Genomic DNA, 15,678 nt, shown 5'->3' with positions numbered 1-15,678 from the left:
GATGTTCGACGGTTTTGGGCCAGAAAAACTGATGATGGTCCTGCTCATCGTGCTGGTGCTGTTCGGCGGCAAGCGCATCCCGGAAATCGGGTCGTCGCTGGGCAAAGGCATTCGCGAATTCAAGCGGGGCATCAAGGATGTCGGAGAATCGATCAACGAACCGGAACTCGAGCGTGTGCGGCCGGCGTCCTCGCTGCCCGCAGGCGCCATCTCGACCACAGCTCCGGTGGCGTATGACGACGGACGCGGCGCGCCCAAGCGGCTGCTCGATACCTGAGCGCCCGCAGGTCGGGTGGCGCTAGACGCCGCCCGGCCCGATACCCCGCGGACCGAATTTCGCGCGTACCCGATCCACGGCACGGGCCACCGCGCGGTCGCGGTCCGTTTCGGCGACCGGATCCCGGTCGCCATCGAACAGCGCGAGTTGGTCGGCCGTTTCGTCTTCGGCCAGCGATGACAAGGCCACGCTGAGCAGCCGCGCGGGCACGCGACGCCCCGCCCGTAGCCGAGACAGCAGCGATCGGGCCAATGCGAGGATCACGCGGTCGCTGATCACGCCCTGCTCGACCGTGCGGCTCGCCGAGCGTGTGCGAAAATCGTGATCGCGAATGCGCACTGTGACCGTTCGGGCCCGCAACCCCTCGGCGCGCAGGTCGGCCGCAGCTCGCGTGACGAGTGCCAGCAGTTCGTGACCGAGCGCTCCATCGTCGGTGAGATCCTCTGGGAAGGTCTCATCGCGGCTGATGCTCTTCGTGTCGAGGCGCGGGGCGACGTCGCGGTCGTCGATGCCGCGCACCCGTTCGTACAGCCACCGCGCCTCACGCGCACCGAGCCAGTGGGCCAGTGCGGCCTCATCGTACGCCAGCACGTCGGGCACGGTGTGCATGCCGAACCGGACCAGCCTCTCCTGGAAGCGCGGGCCGATCATCGGGATGTCGGCCAGCGGAACGCCGTGCAGGAAGGTCGCCTCACCCCCCGCAGGAACCACATACACTCCGTCGGCATCGTGACCGGCCTTGGGCTTGGCGCGCTCGACGGCAAGTTTGGCCACGAGCTTCGAGGTGCCGCCACCGAAGGATACGTGAAGCCCCGTGTCGCGGCGGATCGCGTCGCGCATCCGGTGCGCCGTCGTGGCCAGCGGCTCCTGGCGGTAGAGCGCTTCGGTGCCGGCCAGATCGAGATACCACTCGTCGATGCTCGCCGCCTCGACCACAGGCGCGAAACGTTCGAGCACCTGCCGGATCTCACCGCTCTTCTGTGCGCACGCCTTGCGCGGCACGGGCACGCACACCGCGTCGGGACACAGGCGAAGGGCCCGGGCGATCGGCATGGCCGAGCGAACGCCGTAGGCCCGCGTCTCGTAGGATGCCGAGCACACGACGCCCCGGCTTGCACGCGTGCCGCCCACGATGAGCAGGGGCGCGCGGCCCACACCGTCTGGGTCCTCCATGCGGGCAACCGCCACGAAGAACGCGTCGGCGTCGGCGAGCAGGATGCGGCGCGGCGGTGCGTTCACCCCACGTACACATAGCTCAGGCCACGCTCCTGAGCGCGGTTCACTGCGATCACGCCCGCCACCACCTCGACGGCGCCGGGTACCAGGTTGGCGCGGAAGTCGGCGAGCACAGTGGCGGCGTCAGTTCCGGCCTTGCGCGCGGCCGTTCCGGAATAGAAGGCCATCGCCATGCCGCATACCGGGAATACCACGCCGCGCGCGTGCAGCGCGGCCAGAGCGCTGCTGTTCGGGCGCGTGTCGTCGGGCGCGCCGGCCGCCGTGTTGCGCAGCGCTGGCGCCTTGGTGCCCGGATCGTCGTAGCCGATCAATTCCCCGAGCCGGTACTTGTTCCACATCGCGTCATTGAGGCCCATGGCGAACGCCATGTGCCGGAACGAGACCACGGCGTTGACCTCGGCGTCGGTGAGGCCGTAACCGTCGTTGTTCGCGTTGAGGAAGTTGCGAGCGAACGCCGTGGCCTCGCCGGCCTTGCCGGCGCTGAGCACGTCGAAGATCTGCCGGTGTTTGCCAGTGAGCGCATCGAGCCAGTAGTCGGGATCCGGTCCGGCCGGGCGCAGCACACGCTCGGCGCGCACCACCGACGGCAGGCCGGCGGCAAGGACGGCCGCGCCGGTGGCGACCCGGGCCAGGAATCCGCGGCGGGGAAGGTGGGGAGACGTCGGGGTCATCGCTTGACCTTGGGCAAAGGGGAGACAGGAGCCGCGGTGAGATGCCGGGTGTCGCCCACCCGTTCGATGCGCACCGCGTGGCCGCGGGCGCTGGCGACGCCCACGTCGCTGGAGTCGAGCGGCATGACGGTGAGGATCGCGCTCGAGTCGGCGGCCGCGATCACGGCCGATCCGGTGCCCTTGTTCACGAGAAGGTCGGCGGGCGTGGACAGGATCAGGGACTTGTCGCGCTGCATGGCGAAGAACGGCGCACGGATACCGAGTTCGAGCGATCCCGTCACGGTCACCTTGAACCGGAGGCTAGCCATGGCGTTGGCGGCGCTGGCCACGTGGACGCCGAATTCCACCGGGGGGGGCGAGGGGGACAGCGGCGGCTTGGGCGGTTGACGGCGGCAAGCGGCGATGGCGAGGCCAAGGAGCACAAAGGCGGACGCGGCACGGCGGCGGTATCGCATCGTCTCAAAATGGGCCCCCGTGCGGCGGGATGCTACCGCATGGGACGGCGGCGGGTCTCGTTCAGTGTATGCATATTGGCATGCATATCTGCCGAATACTTGGCTCCCGATTTCGGCAGCAAGGGGTCCGCGGAGCGGCCTGGATCGCGTATATTGGCGAGGGTTCCCCAGCCTCACGCCAGTCCATGCCCTCGCGAAAGCCCTCTTCCCGTAGTTCACGCGCCCAGACCGCGCGCGGATCGGTGGCCCATGGCTCCCGGCCCGAGCAGGTTTACACCCGGCTGCGCGACCTGATCGTCCAGGGACTCGTCGCCCCGGGCAGCCGCATTGTCGAGACGGAGATCGCCAGCCGTCTCGGGGTGAGCCGTACGCCCGTGCGCGAGGCGCTGCAGCGGCTCCAGCAGGAGGGCTACGTGATGGGCGCGCCGGGGGCGCAGCAGTCGCGCCTCACCGTGGCCCCCCTTACCCGCGACGATGTGCACGAACTGCTCGATCTGGTGGGGGCGCTCGAGGGCCTGGGGGCCCGGCGCGCCGCCGAACTGGCCTCCGAGGCGCGGAAACCGCTCGTCCGGGACCTGCGCGCGCTGAACGCCGAGTTCCTCAAAGCCGGCAGGGCCGCCCCGGTGGACCACAGCCGTTTATACGACGCTGATGAACGTTTTCACCGCTGCGTGGTAGAAGCAGGGGAAGGCCCTCGGCTTATCGCCTTGCACGACGCGGCCAAACCGCAGGCGGAGCGATACATCCGGATGTACATCAGCATGCTGACCGGGGACATTCGATCCTCGGTCGAGGAGCACGACGCGATCATCGCCGCTATCGACGACGGTCGGCCGGACACCGCGCAACGCGCGGTGGAAACCAATTGGCGGCACGCCGCCGACCGGTTGGCGAATGTCATTCAGATGGTCGGTGAACGTGGCAGCTGGTAACCCCAAACCACCCCCAAGGGGGGCCGTACCCGTGAAGAGACTCGCACTCGTATTACTCATCCCAGCGCTGTTCGCTTGTGATACCAAAGCCAAGCAACAGCTCGTCGAGCTGGCCAAGGCGGATTCCTTGCGCCAGGACTCGCTCCTCAACGTGAAGAACCAGCTGCTGAACGACATGCTGGTTTCGACGCAGTTCGTGAACGACATCAACGCCGAGATCGCCAAGGCTCGCAGCATGCCAAAGGCGAAGACGGCCACGGCGCTCGCGACACCGGCTGAGGCCACCAAGATCAAGGAGGACCGCGAGGAGGTGATCACCAAGATCCACACCCTCGTGGAGCGGCTCGATGCCACCGACGCTCGGCTCCGCCAACTGCGGGTGCAGGCGGTCTCGCTGTCCAAACACGACTCCACCCTGACGCAGCAGATCGCACAGTACGAGCAGACGATCGCCGACTTCCGGCAGACGGTGGATCAGCAGAAGAAGGAATTCCAGGCGATCGTCGATTCGCAGAACGTGCAGATCGCGTCACTCAAGGGCAGCGTGGACACGCTGACCTCGGTCAAGGCGGCGCTCACCGACACGGTCACCGATCTCACGCGTCAGAAGAACACCGCCTACTACGTGGCGGGGACGCGCGACGACCTGGTGAAGATGGGCGTGCTCATGGAGCAAGGCCGCAGGTCGTTCTGGCTGGTGGGCAACCGCCCGGTGGTGCCGGTGCTGTCGCTCGACCCCACGGCATTCACTCGCATCGACATCACCAAGGACACGAGTCTCACGCTGCCAGACGGTGAATATCTGATCTTCACACACCAGGACCCGCAATACGCCAAGGCGTTCGAGACGCGGGACAACAAGATCGTCGGCGGGCTCCACATCACCCAACCGGAGAAGTTCTGGGCCACGTCCAAGTTCCTGATCCTGATGAAGCACTAGACGGCAATGGTAGGACAACGGCCCCCGAGTCTCTGGCTCGGGGGCCGTTGTGTTGGCGCGCGTTCGCTGATCTCTCGACGCTCGTTCGGGCAGTTCCCCCTACCACTCCCCCTTCTCCTCGGCCAGCTCCTCCGAGAGCTTTAGATAACTTTCATACCGCTCGACGCTCACGTCGCCCCGTTCCACGGCGGCGCGCACCTCGCAGTCGGGCTCCACACCGTGCCGGCAATCGGCGAACCGGCATTGCGTGCGGCGTGCCCGGATCTCGGGAAAACACTGATCCAGCCGCTCCGCGGGCAGTTCCCACATGCCGACCTCGCGCAGCCCTGGCGTGTCGACCACGAACCCTCCCACCGACGCGGGCAGCGGATGGAGCAGCGCCCCCACCGTGGTGTGGCGTCCCTTGTTGACCGAGGCGCTGATCTCGCCCACGCGCAAGTCGAGTCCCGGAAAGAGGGCGTTGAGCAGCGACGATTTTCCGGTCCCGCTCGGACCCGTGAGCACCGACGTGCGCCCGCCCAGAGCGTCCCGCAGCTCCTCCAACCCGTCGCCCCGCTTCGCACTCGTGAAATGCATGGGATACCCGGCCCGGGGATACGCGGCAAACCGCGCGCGCGCCTCGTCGAGCCCCACCAGATCCACCTTGTTCACCACGATGCGTGCCGAGAGCCCATTGGCCTCGGCGATGACGAGGAACCGGTCGATCATGCGCGGGTGCGGGTCCGGGCGGGCCGCGGCGAACACGACCACCACCTGGTCCACGTTCGCGGCGATCACGCGTTCGCCGCGCGCCCCCCCGGGGGCGCGCCGGGCCAGGCGCGAGGTGCGCGGCCGGATCTCGGCGATGGCCAGCGTTTGCCCGCGCTCGTCGCGCTCCAACCGTACACGGTCGCCCACGGCGAGCTTGACGGTCTCCTGTGCCGCCGCCTCGGTGTCGCGCCGGATCGTCCCGCCGGCGCGCCGCCCCACGTCGGCCTTCTTCAGCCGGCCGCGCAGCGACACCTCATGCATCAATCCGTCCGGTGTGAGCACGCGCCACACCCCGCCGGTCCCCTGCGTGACCGTACCAGTCAACGCGTCCGTGTCGATCACGGCGATCCGGCGTCGTCGGCGCGAGTCGCGTCCCACCACCGGCGGGCCGGGGCGCCAGCCGCGCGCCCGGCGATCAGCGCGTCGAGCGTTCGCTTCACCTCGGCCAGCGCTATCGCGCCCGCTGCGTCCCGCGCCGTGCGCTCCGATTCGGCGCGCGCCAGGAAGTCGGTCTCGAGGTGGCCCAGCGGCGATGCCGCGCCGATGCGCGCCCACTGTACGAACAGCAGGTAGGCGCCGAACGGGCGCTCCGGGTCACTCGTTTCATCGGTGGCGATCTCGACACTGTACGAGAAGCCGTCCGACCCTTCGAACGCGGCGGGCCGGTCGTGCACGGCCATGTACCCGCCGAGCGTATTGGCGTCGCCCTTGGCGTGATCGGCGGGAAGGAATTGTCCGGCCATGATCAACGTCGGACGCCAACCATTTCGCGCAGGACGTTGCCGGTGATGAAGGCGACGTTCGCCGGACGCTCGGCCAGCCTCCGCATGAGGTACGGATACCACTGCGTGCCAAACGGCACGTACACCCGCAGGCGGTACCCCTCGCGCACGAGTTGGTCCTGCAGATCGCGACGGACGCCGTAGAGCATCTGGAACTCGAACCGGTCGGTGGCGATGCCCCGTTCCGTTGCAAAGCGTTTGGCCTCGGCCACCATGGCCGGGTCGTGCGTGGCGACGGCCGGATACGTGCCGCGCTCGAGCAACGCGTCAAGGCACTTCACGTAGTTGGCGTCCACGTCCTTCTTGTCGGGGTACGCCACGGCCGGCGGTTCCTTGTACGCGCCCTTGCACAGGCGGACGCGGCACTTGATCTCCAGGGCGCGCTCGACGTCGGCCAGCGTGCGGTAGAGGTAGCTCTGCAGCACGATACCCACATGCTGCTTGAAGCTCGGGTAGAGCCGCTCCTCGAACAGGCGCAGCGTGCGCTCGGTGTACACGCTCGACTCCATGTCGAGGCGCACGAACGTGCCGTACCGCTGGGCCCGTTCCAGCACGTCCCACAGGATCGATACGCACAACTCCTCGGAGATGTCGAGTCCCATGGCGGTGGGCTTGAGCGATACGTTGGCATCGAGCCCGCTCTCATTGATGCGGTCGAGGATCGTGAGGTACTCGTCGCGGGCGGCGCGCGCCTCGCGCTCGTTCGACACGCTCTCGCCGAGAAGATCGAGCGAAGCCGAGATGCCCTTCGCATTGAGGGCGCGCACCGCCTCGATCGCGTCGTCGAGTCGCTCGCCTGCCACGAACCGGCGCGCGAACGATTTGGCCAGCCGATTCTTGCGGACGAACCGGAACACGCGCGGCTGATTGGACAGGTACAGGAGGGTGGAGCGGAACATGCGACCTCAGTAAGTCGAAGGCACGGGACTACCCGAAAAATAGACGGCCCGCGCGCCGGCGCGGGCCGTTGTCGTCAGGGTTTCACCGGCCGCAGCGGCGCGTTCACCCCGAACGGCTCGACGATCCGCAGCACGGGATAGTTCCGACCCGGGCCGATCCACGGGTCCATCACGTTCCACGTCGTGAACCCGTCGTCGCTCTCCGGCTCGAGCAGGTACATGGCGAGGATGGCAAGGGGCTGGGCCTCGCGCACGACGTAGGTGCCGGGCGGAAGGGTCACGGCCAGTGACGACCAGAGCCCCGCCAAGCGCTCTTCGTGGTGCCCCTGGAACTCGGTGGCGTTCCGCACCACCGAGTCGATGCCGAACCGCTCGGCCGCCACGTTCAGCGAGTCCACCAACTGCTCCACGAACACGCCGTGCAGCTGGAGCCGTTCAACCAGGGCCTGCTGCTCGGGTCCGAAGGCGTAGGCAACCGGCATGCGCCGTTCGAGCGTGGATTCGAAGCGGTCGTACACCGGCATTCGTTCGGTGTGGAACTTGCCAATGCGCTTGTAGCCGCGGGTCACGCCCGGGAGCTTTTCCGTGCTGTCGGGCAGCTTGCCGAGGTCCTCCAGAATGATGTCGGCGTAGCTCGGGTGCTGCGTGTATTCGGAACGGAGCGAGATGTACGGCGCGTCGGCCGGGGTGGTGCCGGCGGCGATGGTCATGCGGTCGGCCTCGTGCGCCACCCCCACGATCTCGTCCTTATTGGCGGCGAGCAGCGACAACAACTCGCCGACGAACGCGTAGGTGGAACTGATGCGGGTGCGGAACGGATCGTGCGAATAGACCTCGCCGAGCACCGCAATGCGGCCGCGAAGGCCGTAGTAGTTGGTGCCGTAGCGTGGCCGCGAATCGTAGGTGTACCAGCCGCGCGGGAGCCCCTTGGGCGTCTCCACGTTACCATAGTCGAACGTCTGGATGCGCTCGCGGGCCAGCAGGTTGCGCCGCACCGCCGGCAACAGCGTGTCCATGGTGAACGGCCCGGTGAACTTGGCGGCCGGACTCAGCGATCCCGCGTAGGTCAACGCGTACCCGTGGTACGTGCCATCGGTGGTGTGGAGGTCGACAAAGACGTCGGGGTCCCAGCTGTCGAACATGCGAAGCGAGGCCCGCGTTTCCGGGGCTTCGGCCTTGATGTAGTCGCGGTTGAGGTCCAGACCCTGTCCATTGGCGCGCTGGCCGATCATTTCCGGGCCGTCCTGCGACGGCCGGTTGACGGCCTGCGGGCCGAACCTGTCGTTGCCGTCGGCATTGTAGATCGGCACGACCATCAGCACGAGCGAGTCGAGCACGTTGGGGTTCTTGTCCGCCGTCAGCTCGCGCAACATGGCGAGCATGGCTTCCTTCCCCGCCACCTCGCCGCCATGGATGTCCGCTTGCACGTAGACGATCGGCCGGTTGAGGCGTTTGGCCTCGGCGGCGGTGGCGACGCGCGGGCGGGAGGCAACAACGTAGGGGATCTCGCGACCTTCGCTCGTCTTGCCGATGTCGCCCGTCGCGATCTGGCTGCTGTCCAGCGTCTTGAGCGAATCGATGAACGCGATCACGTCATCGTAGTGCGACGTCTCGGTGAAGGACGTTCGCTCGGCGCGCGTGAGCGGCCGCCGGTTGGTGAAGTTCGTGGGATAGATGGCATGCACGTTCACCGCGGCGACCGCCTCGGCGCCGCGGCCGATGCGCTCGGTGCGCGGCCCCCCGCGGGGGGTGGGGCCTCCGGCGGGAGGCGCGCCAGCGCCGCCGCAGGCGGCAAGGACGGCCGCAGCAAGCGGCGCCAGAACGCGAGGGTACGAACGGGCCATGGTGCGTCTCACGGAATGGAGAAACGGGCGCAGGGACAGGGGAATTGTACCCTGTTCGCGCCGTTACGGTCTAGGGAGCGCTCAGGACTCGGGTCGGGGCGCGGACGAGCCGCGGCCGCGGAGGCTCGCGCCGCGCGCCCGCGTGGTCGCGGCCACCGCTGGCGCGGCGCCGCTCTCGATATCCTGACGCACGCTGCGCTGATAGGCCGTGAAATCCGCGTCGCGCAAGCCGGCCCGCTCCAGCATGATGACCACCGACGACGCCGTGGCCGGGGGCACCCCACGGGCGACGAGGTCGGTGAGCACCATCAGCGGCGTCGAGAGTTCGCGGCCCACCCCGGACCGGCGCACCCGGGTGAGCTGGGCCGGGGCAACGCCGGCATGCAGCGCGTGTGCACCGGCCGTGATCTCATCGGGTCGGGAGCCCGTGCCCAGCGCACCCCGGGCCACGCGCATTTCACCGGCCAGTGCGCGCACGGCGGCCACGATGCGTGGGCCGTCGGCGCGTTTGCCCGCGCCTTCGAGCGCCTTATTGATGAGCGCGTCGGCGGGGAGTCTGGCGACGCGTGCCGAGTCGACGACGGCAAGGACGGCCACACGCGTCGCCGGATCGAGCGCCGAGTCGAGGCGCGCCAATTGACTGCGTTGTGCCGAAGCCGCCGTGGCGAGGAACAACATCGCCGGCACGCACCACCGCCACCGCATCAAGGCGTGTTTTCGACGACCAAGGCCGAGTTGGGCAGTCCGAAGTCTTCGTCGGCCACTCGGGGCGCGGCGGGATCGGGAACCCACAGGGAGTCGTCTACCACGAAGGCGTAGCGATGGTGCCCTGGGGGGATGGGCGCGGTCACGGACCACACGCCGCCACCGCGATTCTCGGCGGCGTATGCGGCATGGCGGGCGTCCCAGCCATTGAAGTCGCCCACCACTTGGACGGTCTTGGCGTCGGGCGCCACGAGAACGAACTGCACCGGGTGGCCCTGGACCCGGCGTACGGACGGCAGGACGGCGACGGCGAGCATGCCAGCGGCGACGGCAGCGAACGCCGACCAGACCCGCCAGCGCGGCACGAAGGGCGTGATGATGCGCAACGGCTGGCGCGCTACCGCACGAATGGCGCGCATCACGCGCGCATCGAACGACGGGGCGCAGGGCACGGGGCGGCGCAGGTGCGTCACCATGTCGTCCAGCCGGGACCGGTTCATCTCACGCACTACGAGCCTCCTTCAACAGCACGCGCAGCCGATCACACGCGCGCATCACCCGCATCTTGAGCGCCGATACGCCGACGCCCGTCAACTCCGCCATCTCGTCGTAGCCCAATCCTTCGACATACTTGAGCAGGAACGCTTCGCGTTGTTCCGGCCGCAATTCGTCCAGCGCCCGCTCGATCTCCTCCCGCCATGCCCACTGCTCGGCCGGGTGCTCTTCCGCCGCCGTGAGCAGGGCCGCCTCATCGTCGAGGAACGTGCGGGCGCGTCGCGCCCGCCGCGCTCCCGCCGTCCGGCAGCGGTTGACCAGAATGCGAAACAGCCAAGCCCCGAACCGTTCCGGATCCTCGCACCTGCCGAGCGACCGGTACGCCCGCACGAACGTGTCCTGCGTCACTTCGTCCGCGTCCTCGCGGTTGCCGAGCATGTGCATCGCGTAGCGTATGCAGCGGTCGCGATACCGCTCGACGAGCGTCGCGAACGCTTCCACGTCACCGGCGAGCACCCGCTCGACGATCAGCGCGTCAGCGCTTCCATCCATATGGCTCAGACCTTACCACCAGGGGTGGAGTCACAGCACCTCGACGGAATGAGGCGTCATACCGGTTTGCCTTCGGCCGGGTAGAACCGGCGCCGCGCCCGGGCCATGTCGACAAGCAACTCGGCCGGTGCGAACCGGGCCGGAAAGCGGCCGTGCAGGTCCTCGAGGCGGCGCACGACTTCATCGGCGCCCAGGCTATCAATGTAGCGGAACGGGCCGCCCCGGAAGGGCGGGAAGCCGATGCCGAACACGGCGCCAATGTCGCCGTCACGGGGCGAGCGGAGGATGCCCTCCTGCAGACAGTGGGCGGCTTCGTTGACCATGGCGAGCGCGCAGCGCTCGGAGATCTCCCCACTCGGTATGGGATTCCGTGCGTCGCCGGCCCCGAACAAGGTGTACACCATGGGGTCCACCGCGCCCTTCGTGCCCCCTTTATCGTACCGGTAGAACCCCGAACCGCCCTTGCGTCCTGTCCGCCCCGACTCGACCACGCGGGTCAGCGCCTGCGACGCCGCCATCCGGCGGCCAAACGCCTCGGAGAGCACGAGCCCGACCTTGCCGCCGACGTCGATGCCCACTTCGTCGAGCAGCGTGATCGGGCCCACGGGGAATCCGAACTCGACCAGCGCCCGGTCGATGGACTCGATGGCCGCGCCTTCGTCGAGCAGGATCCCGGCTTCGTTGATGTACGCCGAGAGCGTTCGCGTCGTGTAGAACCCGGGCCCGTCGTGCACGACGATGACGGTCTTGCCGAGCGCGCGACCGTAATTCACCGCGGTCACGACCGCCGCCTTGTCGGTGCGCGGCGTTACGATGACCTCGAGCAGTGGCATGCGGTGCACGGGGGAGAAGAAGTGCATGCCCAGCACGCGCTCGGGGCGGGACGCCGCCTCGGCGATGCGGGCGATGGGAATGGTGCTCGTGTTCGAGGCGTACACCGCGTCGGAGGCCATGGCCGGCTCCACCTCGCGGAGCACGCGGTGCTTGAGGTCGAGGTCCTCGAACACCGCTTCGATGACCAACTCGGCGTTGCCGAAACCGGAGTACGCCGTGGTGCCACTCACCAGACTGAGTTGGTCGGCGAACTCCTGGCGGGTGATGCGGTGCTTGGCGAGTGGCTCGTGGAGCACCTCGTACACGGCGGCGAGTCCCTTCCCGACCCGCGCGGTATCGGTGTCCTTGAGACGCACCACGGTGCCGCGCTGCGCGGCCACGCCGGCAATTCCGGCTCCCATGAATCCGGCCCCGAGCACGCCAAGCGTGTGCACGTCGCACGGCGGCGGCGCCGGCGGCTCGACGCCCGGATCCTTCTTGAGCGCGGTCGTGGCGAAGAAGAGGAAGATGAGCTCCCGCGACACCCCGCTCATCGCCAACTCGCCGAACCGGCGGGATTCCTCGCGCAGGCCTTCCGCCATCCCGCGCTCGAAGCCGGTGTGGACGACGTCCAGGGCGGCCAGCGGTGCCGGGAAGTGGCCATGCGTCTTGGACAGCACGCTCTCGCGCGCCTTGCGGAACACCACGCTCCGGCCGGCGAAGTTGGTATCGAGTACGAACCCCGACGGCCCCGCGCCGCGGCCCCGCCGCACCGGGCGCCGCGTGCCATTCGCCAACTCTAATGCCCGCGCCACGGCCACGTCGTGCAGCAGGGCCGGGTGCACCATCTCGTCCACCAGGCCGAGCTGCAGCGCCTTCTTGGCGCGCACGTTCTTTCCGGTGAGGATCATGTCCAACGCCGCCTGCAGCCCGATCAGCCGGGGCAGCCGCTGCGTGCCCCCGAGCCCGGGAATCAGCCCGAGCTGCACTTCGGGAACCGCGAGGAGCGTCTTGGGGTGATCGGTGCAGATCCGGTAGCGGCAGGCCAGCGCCAGCTCGAGCCCCCCGCCCAGGCACGCGCCGTGGATCGCCGCCACCACCGGCACGCGAAGTGCGGCCAGTGCGCCGAGCAGTGCCTGGCCCTGCTGGCTGGTCTGCGCCGCGTCCATTTCCCGACGGAATTCCAGGAACTGCCCGATGTCGGCGCCGGCGATGAACGAGTCCTTCTTGCCGCTCGTCACGACCCACGCCCGCACCGTCGAGTCGCCCTCGGTCTCGGCGATCACGCGTGCGAGCGCCTCGCCCAGTTCCGGCGTCAGCTTGTTTACCGGCTCGCCCGGCAGGTCCAGGGTGACGATGAGAACGTCGTTCTCGCGGTCGAGGCTGATCATGGCGTCCCCGTGGCTCTCTATGCGCGCTCGATGACCATCGCGTGCCCCAGTCCACCTGCGGCGCACACCGTCATCAGGCCGAATTGTCCGCCCCGCCGCGCCAGCTCGTTGGCCAGCGTCGTGAGGATGCGTCCACCCGTAGCGCCGAAGGGATGCCCGATGGCGAGCGAGCCCCCCAACACGTTGAGCCGCGAGCGGTCCACTTCACCCACCGGTTCGGAGAATCCGGCCCGGGCGGCCCACTCCCGCGATTCGAAGCCACGCAGATTACACAGCACCTGCGCTGCAAACGCCTCGTGCATCTCCACCAGGTCCATGTCCGAGAGCGAGAGCCCGGCGCGGTGCAGCGCGACCGGGGCAGCCAGCACCGGCGCCATGAGCAGCTGCTCGCCGGGGTCGAGCGCGGCGTACGAGTAAGAGCGGATGAACGCCAGCGGCGCGTAGCCCAGTGTGCGGGCGCGCTCCTCGCTCATCAGCAGCACCGCGCTCGCGCCGTCGGTGAGGGGCGATGAGTTGCCCGCCGTCACCGAACCGTAGCGCCGATCGAACACCGGCTTGAGCAGCCGCAGCTGCTCGATGCTGGTTTCCGTGCGGATCCCATTGTCGCTCGATACCGCGAGGTCGTACCTGGGCGGCACCCACACCGTACTGATTTCCGCGGTGAGGCGGCCGTCCTGCGTACCCACCGCGGCCAGGCGGTGCGACCGCAGCGCGAACTGGTCCTGGTCCTCGCGCGGGATACGGTTGATCTTGGCCATCTTCTCGGCGCTCTGCCCCATCGTCTCGCCCGTGGAGGGCTCGGCGATCGCCGGCGTGATCGGCACCAGATCGCGCGGACGGATGCGCGCCAAGGCGCTCAACCGGCCGCCCAGCGACTTGGCCCGCGATGCGGCGACGAGCGCGTCGGACATGCCGCGGGAATGCAGGATCGGAACGTTGGAGAGGGATTCGGCCCCCCCCGCGATCACGACATCGCGGTGGCCGAGCGCAATCTGGTCCGCCGCATCGGTGATCGCCTGGTTCGACGATGCGCAAGCGCGGCTCACGGTGTATGCGTCCACCCCCTTGGGGAGCGCCGGCATGAGCCCGATCTCGCGCGCGATGTTGGGGGCGAGAACCGAATGCACGACGGTGCCGTAGACGATGGCTTCGACCAGCGCGCCGTCCAGTTCGGTGCGCTGCATCAGTTCCGATACCGCCAGTCTCCCCAACTCGATGGCACTGAACGAGCGGAGCACGGTGCCGGCGCGCGCGAACGGCGTACGCACGCCCGCCACGATCGCCACCCGGCGCCCGTTCCCGAAAGTCGGCATGTCCTGAACTTAGACGGTCCGCGATCCGTCGCCAGACAGTGCGTCGCTTGTTCCCCGCCGCGCGACGTGGCAGGTTCTTGGATGCCAATGCCGACCTCCGCCCCCCGCCTTCCCGCGCCCGGCGCATCGTTCGACCTGCTGGTGGTCGGCGGCGGCATCACCGGGGCCGGCATTGCCCGCGATGCCGCGCTGCGCGGGTTCCAGGTGCTGCTCGTCGACAGGAACGACTTCGCCAGCGGCACTTCCAGCCGGAGTTCGCGCCTCATCCACGGCGGGCTGCGCTACCTCGAGCACGGGCAGCTCAAGCTGGTGTTCGAAGCCAGCAGCGAACGACGGCGCCTGCTCAGGCTGGCCCCGCATCTCGTGCACCCGCTGCGCTTCGTGTGGCCGGTGTACGTCGGAGCCCGGGTGCCGTACTGGAAGGTGCTTGCCGGCGTCACGCTGTACGACGCCCTGGCCATGTTCCACAACGTGCACCGCCATCAACGGCTGTCGGTGGCGGCGGTGCAGGATGAGGAGCCGCGGTTGGCCTCCGACGGGCTCGAGGGCGGCGTGTCGTACTACGATGCGGCCACCGACGACGCGCGCCTCACGCTGGCCAACGTGCTCGACGCCGAGCGCGCCGGCGCGGTGGTGCTCAATCACGTCGCGGTGGATGCGTTCGCGCTGGCGCGCGGCCGGGCCGTGGGAGCGCACCTCGTGGACCGCCTGACGGGCGACGCCGTGGACGTGCTGGCCCGTGCCACGGTGAACGCTACCGGCCCGTGGAGCGACGACGTGCGCAAGCTCGAGGGCGCCGCCGATCGCCCACGCGTGCGCGGCAGCAAGGGCACGCACATCCTGGTGCCGCGGGACCGCGTGGGCAACACGGCCGCGCTCACGCTTCTCTCACCCACCGACGGACGGGTGATGTTCGCCCTCCCGGCCGGCGCGTTCACGGTGTTCGGCACCACCGACACGTTCACCTCGGCGCGGCCCGACGAGGTGCGTGCCTCGGAGGACGACGTGGCGTATCTCCTACGGGCCGCGAATACCTTCTTCCCCGCCGCCCATCTCGGCCGCAGCGACGTGGTGAGCGCCTGGGCCGGCATCCGGCCGCTCGTGGCCACCACCGCCGACTCGCCCAATGCCGCGTCGCGCGAGCATGCCATCCAGGTCACGCCGGCCGGCGTCGTGACGATCACCGGCGGCAAGCTCACCACGTACCGCATCATGGCGGCCCAGGTCGTGGACGTGGCGGCACGCCGCATCGGGGGCGGCCGCCCCTGTACCACGGCGCACGTGCCGCTCGCCGACGACGGGCCGGCACGCGACGCGGCCTGTGCCGCCGATGCCGCGTCGGCCGCCAGGATTATACCAGGACTATCATGGCGCTTCGGCGAGCTGCGGTGGGGAGTGGAACGGGCCCACGCCCGGACGCTGGCGGACCTGCTCGTTCGTCGCACCAGGCTGGCATTCGAAACCAGCGACCACGGGGTGGGCGTCGCGCCCGCGGTGGCCGCGTACGTGGCGCCGCTCCTCGGCTGGAACGCGGCGCAGACGTCCGCCGCTGTGGACCATTACGCCGCCGAGGTAGCGCGGATCTTCGGGGTCGATCCGGGCGCGGGCGCCTGAACGACCGGG

The 15,678-nt window shown here is 69.0% G+C and carries 16 protein-coding genes; 4 read left to right on the top strand and 12 right to left on the bottom strand.

Annotated elements, in window-relative coordinates; all coding sequences use genetic code 11:
• Position 1 precedes the first annotated feature (1 nt).
• Entirely contained in the window at positions 2-277 is a 276-nt protein-coding gene (locus VNF92_08110) for a twin-arginine translocase TatA/TatE family subunit (GenBank protein HVA57839.1), read from the top strand.
• 21 nt (positions 278-298) lie between these two features.
• Here the strand turns inward: VNF92_08110 and VNF92_08105 are convergent, their stop codons facing one another.
• Genes VNF92_08105 through VNF92_08095 form a run of 3 tightly spaced genes read right to left on the bottom strand, consistent with a single transcriptional unit; the run spans position 299 to position 2,531 of the window.
• Positions 299-1,516: a DNA polymerase IV gene (locus VNF92_08105; GenBank protein ID HVA57838.1), complete on the bottom strand. Its 1,218-nt coding sequence runs from the start codon at positions 1,514-1,516 to the stop codon at positions 299-301.
• A complete protein-coding gene (locus VNF92_08100; protein HVA57837.1) occupies positions 1,513-2,184 on the bottom strand; it encodes a hypothetical protein in 672 nt (223 codons plus the stop codon). Before VNF92_08100 ends, VNF92_08105 begins: the two co-directional genes overlap by 4 nt.
• Positions 2,181-2,531 carry a hypothetical protein gene (locus tag VNF92_08095; GenBank protein HVA57836.1) on the bottom strand — a complete coding sequence of 117 codons (351 nt, stop codon included), beginning with the start codon at positions 2,529-2,531 and terminating at the stop codon, positions 2,181-2,183. The genes VNF92_08100 and VNF92_08095 overlap by 4 nt, the downstream gene beginning before the upstream one ends.
• A gap of 293 nt (positions 2,532-2,824) precedes the next feature.
• Here VNF92_08095 and VNF92_08090 point away from each other — a divergent pair, with 293 nt between their 5' ends.
• A complete protein-coding gene (locus tag VNF92_08090; protein ID HVA57835.1) occupies positions 2,825-3,571 on the top strand; it encodes a GntR family transcriptional regulator in 747 nt (248 codons plus the stop codon).
• Between the two features lie 31 nt (positions 3,572-3,602).
• Positions 3,603-4,511 (top strand): hypothetical protein, encoded by a 909-nt coding sequence (locus VNF92_08085; GenBank protein HVA57834.1) that lies wholly within the window; start codon positions 3,603-3,605, stop codon positions 4,509-4,511.
• A 99-nt stretch (positions 4,512-4,610) separates the two neighbouring features.
• Here VNF92_08085 and rsgA read toward each other — a convergent pair whose 3' ends face one another.
• The 9 genes from rsgA to fadI all read right to left on the bottom strand — a co-directional run bounded on the left by rsgA (position 4,611) and on the right by fadI (position 14,055).
• A complete protein-coding gene (rsgA, locus tag VNF92_08080) occupies positions 4,611-5,603 on the bottom strand; it encodes a ribosome small subunit-dependent GTPase A (protein ID HVA57833.1) in 993 nt (330 codons plus the stop codon).
• A complete protein-coding gene (locus VNF92_08075; protein HVA57832.1) occupies positions 5,600-6,004 on the bottom strand; it encodes a hypothetical protein in 405 nt (134 codons plus the stop codon). The genes rsgA and VNF92_08075 overlap by 4 nt, the downstream gene beginning before the upstream one ends.
• A 2-nt stretch (positions 6,005-6,006) precedes the next feature.
• Entirely contained in the window at positions 6,007-6,942 is a 936-nt protein-coding gene (locus VNF92_08070; GenBank protein ID HVA57831.1) for a proline dehydrogenase family protein, read from the bottom strand.
• 74 nt (positions 6,943-7,016) lie between these two features.
• Positions 7,017-8,786, bottom strand: a complete 1,770-nt coding sequence (locus tag VNF92_08065) for a M14 family metallopeptidase (protein ID HVA57830.1) — start codon at positions 8,784-8,786, stop codon at positions 7,017-7,019.
• 81 nt (positions 8,787-8,867) lie between these two features.
• On the bottom strand, positions 8,868-9,473 hold the full coding sequence (locus tag VNF92_08060; GenBank protein HVA57829.1) for a hypothetical protein: 606 nt from the start codon (positions 9,471-9,473) through the stop codon (positions 8,868-8,870).
• A gap of 17 nt (positions 9,474-9,490) precedes the next feature.
• Positions 9,491-9,991 carry a hypothetical protein gene (locus tag VNF92_08055; protein HVA57828.1) on the bottom strand — a complete coding sequence of 167 codons (501 nt, stop codon included), beginning with the start codon at positions 9,989-9,991 and terminating at the stop codon, positions 9,491-9,493.
• Between the two features lies 1 nt (position 9,992).
• Complete coding sequence (locus VNF92_08050; protein ID HVA57827.1) at positions 9,993-10,538, bottom strand: RNA polymerase sigma factor; 546 nt, start codon at positions 10,536-10,538, stop codon at positions 9,993-9,995.
• 56 nt (positions 10,539-10,594) lie between these two features.
• Entirely contained in the window at positions 10,595-12,742 is a 2,148-nt protein-coding gene (gene fadJ, locus VNF92_08045; GenBank protein ID HVA57826.1) for a fatty acid oxidation complex subunit alpha FadJ, read from the bottom strand.
• A gap of 17 nt (positions 12,743-12,759) precedes the next feature.
• Positions 12,760-14,055, bottom strand: coding sequence for an acetyl-CoA C-acyltransferase FadI (gene fadI / locus VNF92_08040; protein ID HVA57825.1), 1,296 nt, complete (start codon positions 14,053-14,055; stop codon positions 12,760-12,762).
• An 87-nt stretch (positions 14,056-14,142) separates the two neighbouring features.
• Between fadI and VNF92_08035 the strand changes: the two genes are divergently transcribed.
• Positions 14,143-15,669: a glycerol-3-phosphate dehydrogenase/oxidase gene (locus VNF92_08035; GenBank protein ID HVA57824.1), complete on the top strand. Its 1,527-nt coding sequence runs from the start codon at positions 14,143-14,145 to the stop codon at positions 15,667-15,669.
• Positions 15,670-15,678: the final 9 nt, after the last annotated feature.

This window comes from Gemmatimonadaceae bacterium (assembly GCA_035533015.1).
Classification (GTDB): Bacteria; Gemmatimonadota; Gemmatimonadetes; order Gemmatimonadales; family Gemmatimonadaceae; genus JAGWRI01.
This window is presented reverse-complemented; position numbering and strand designations above follow the sequence as displayed.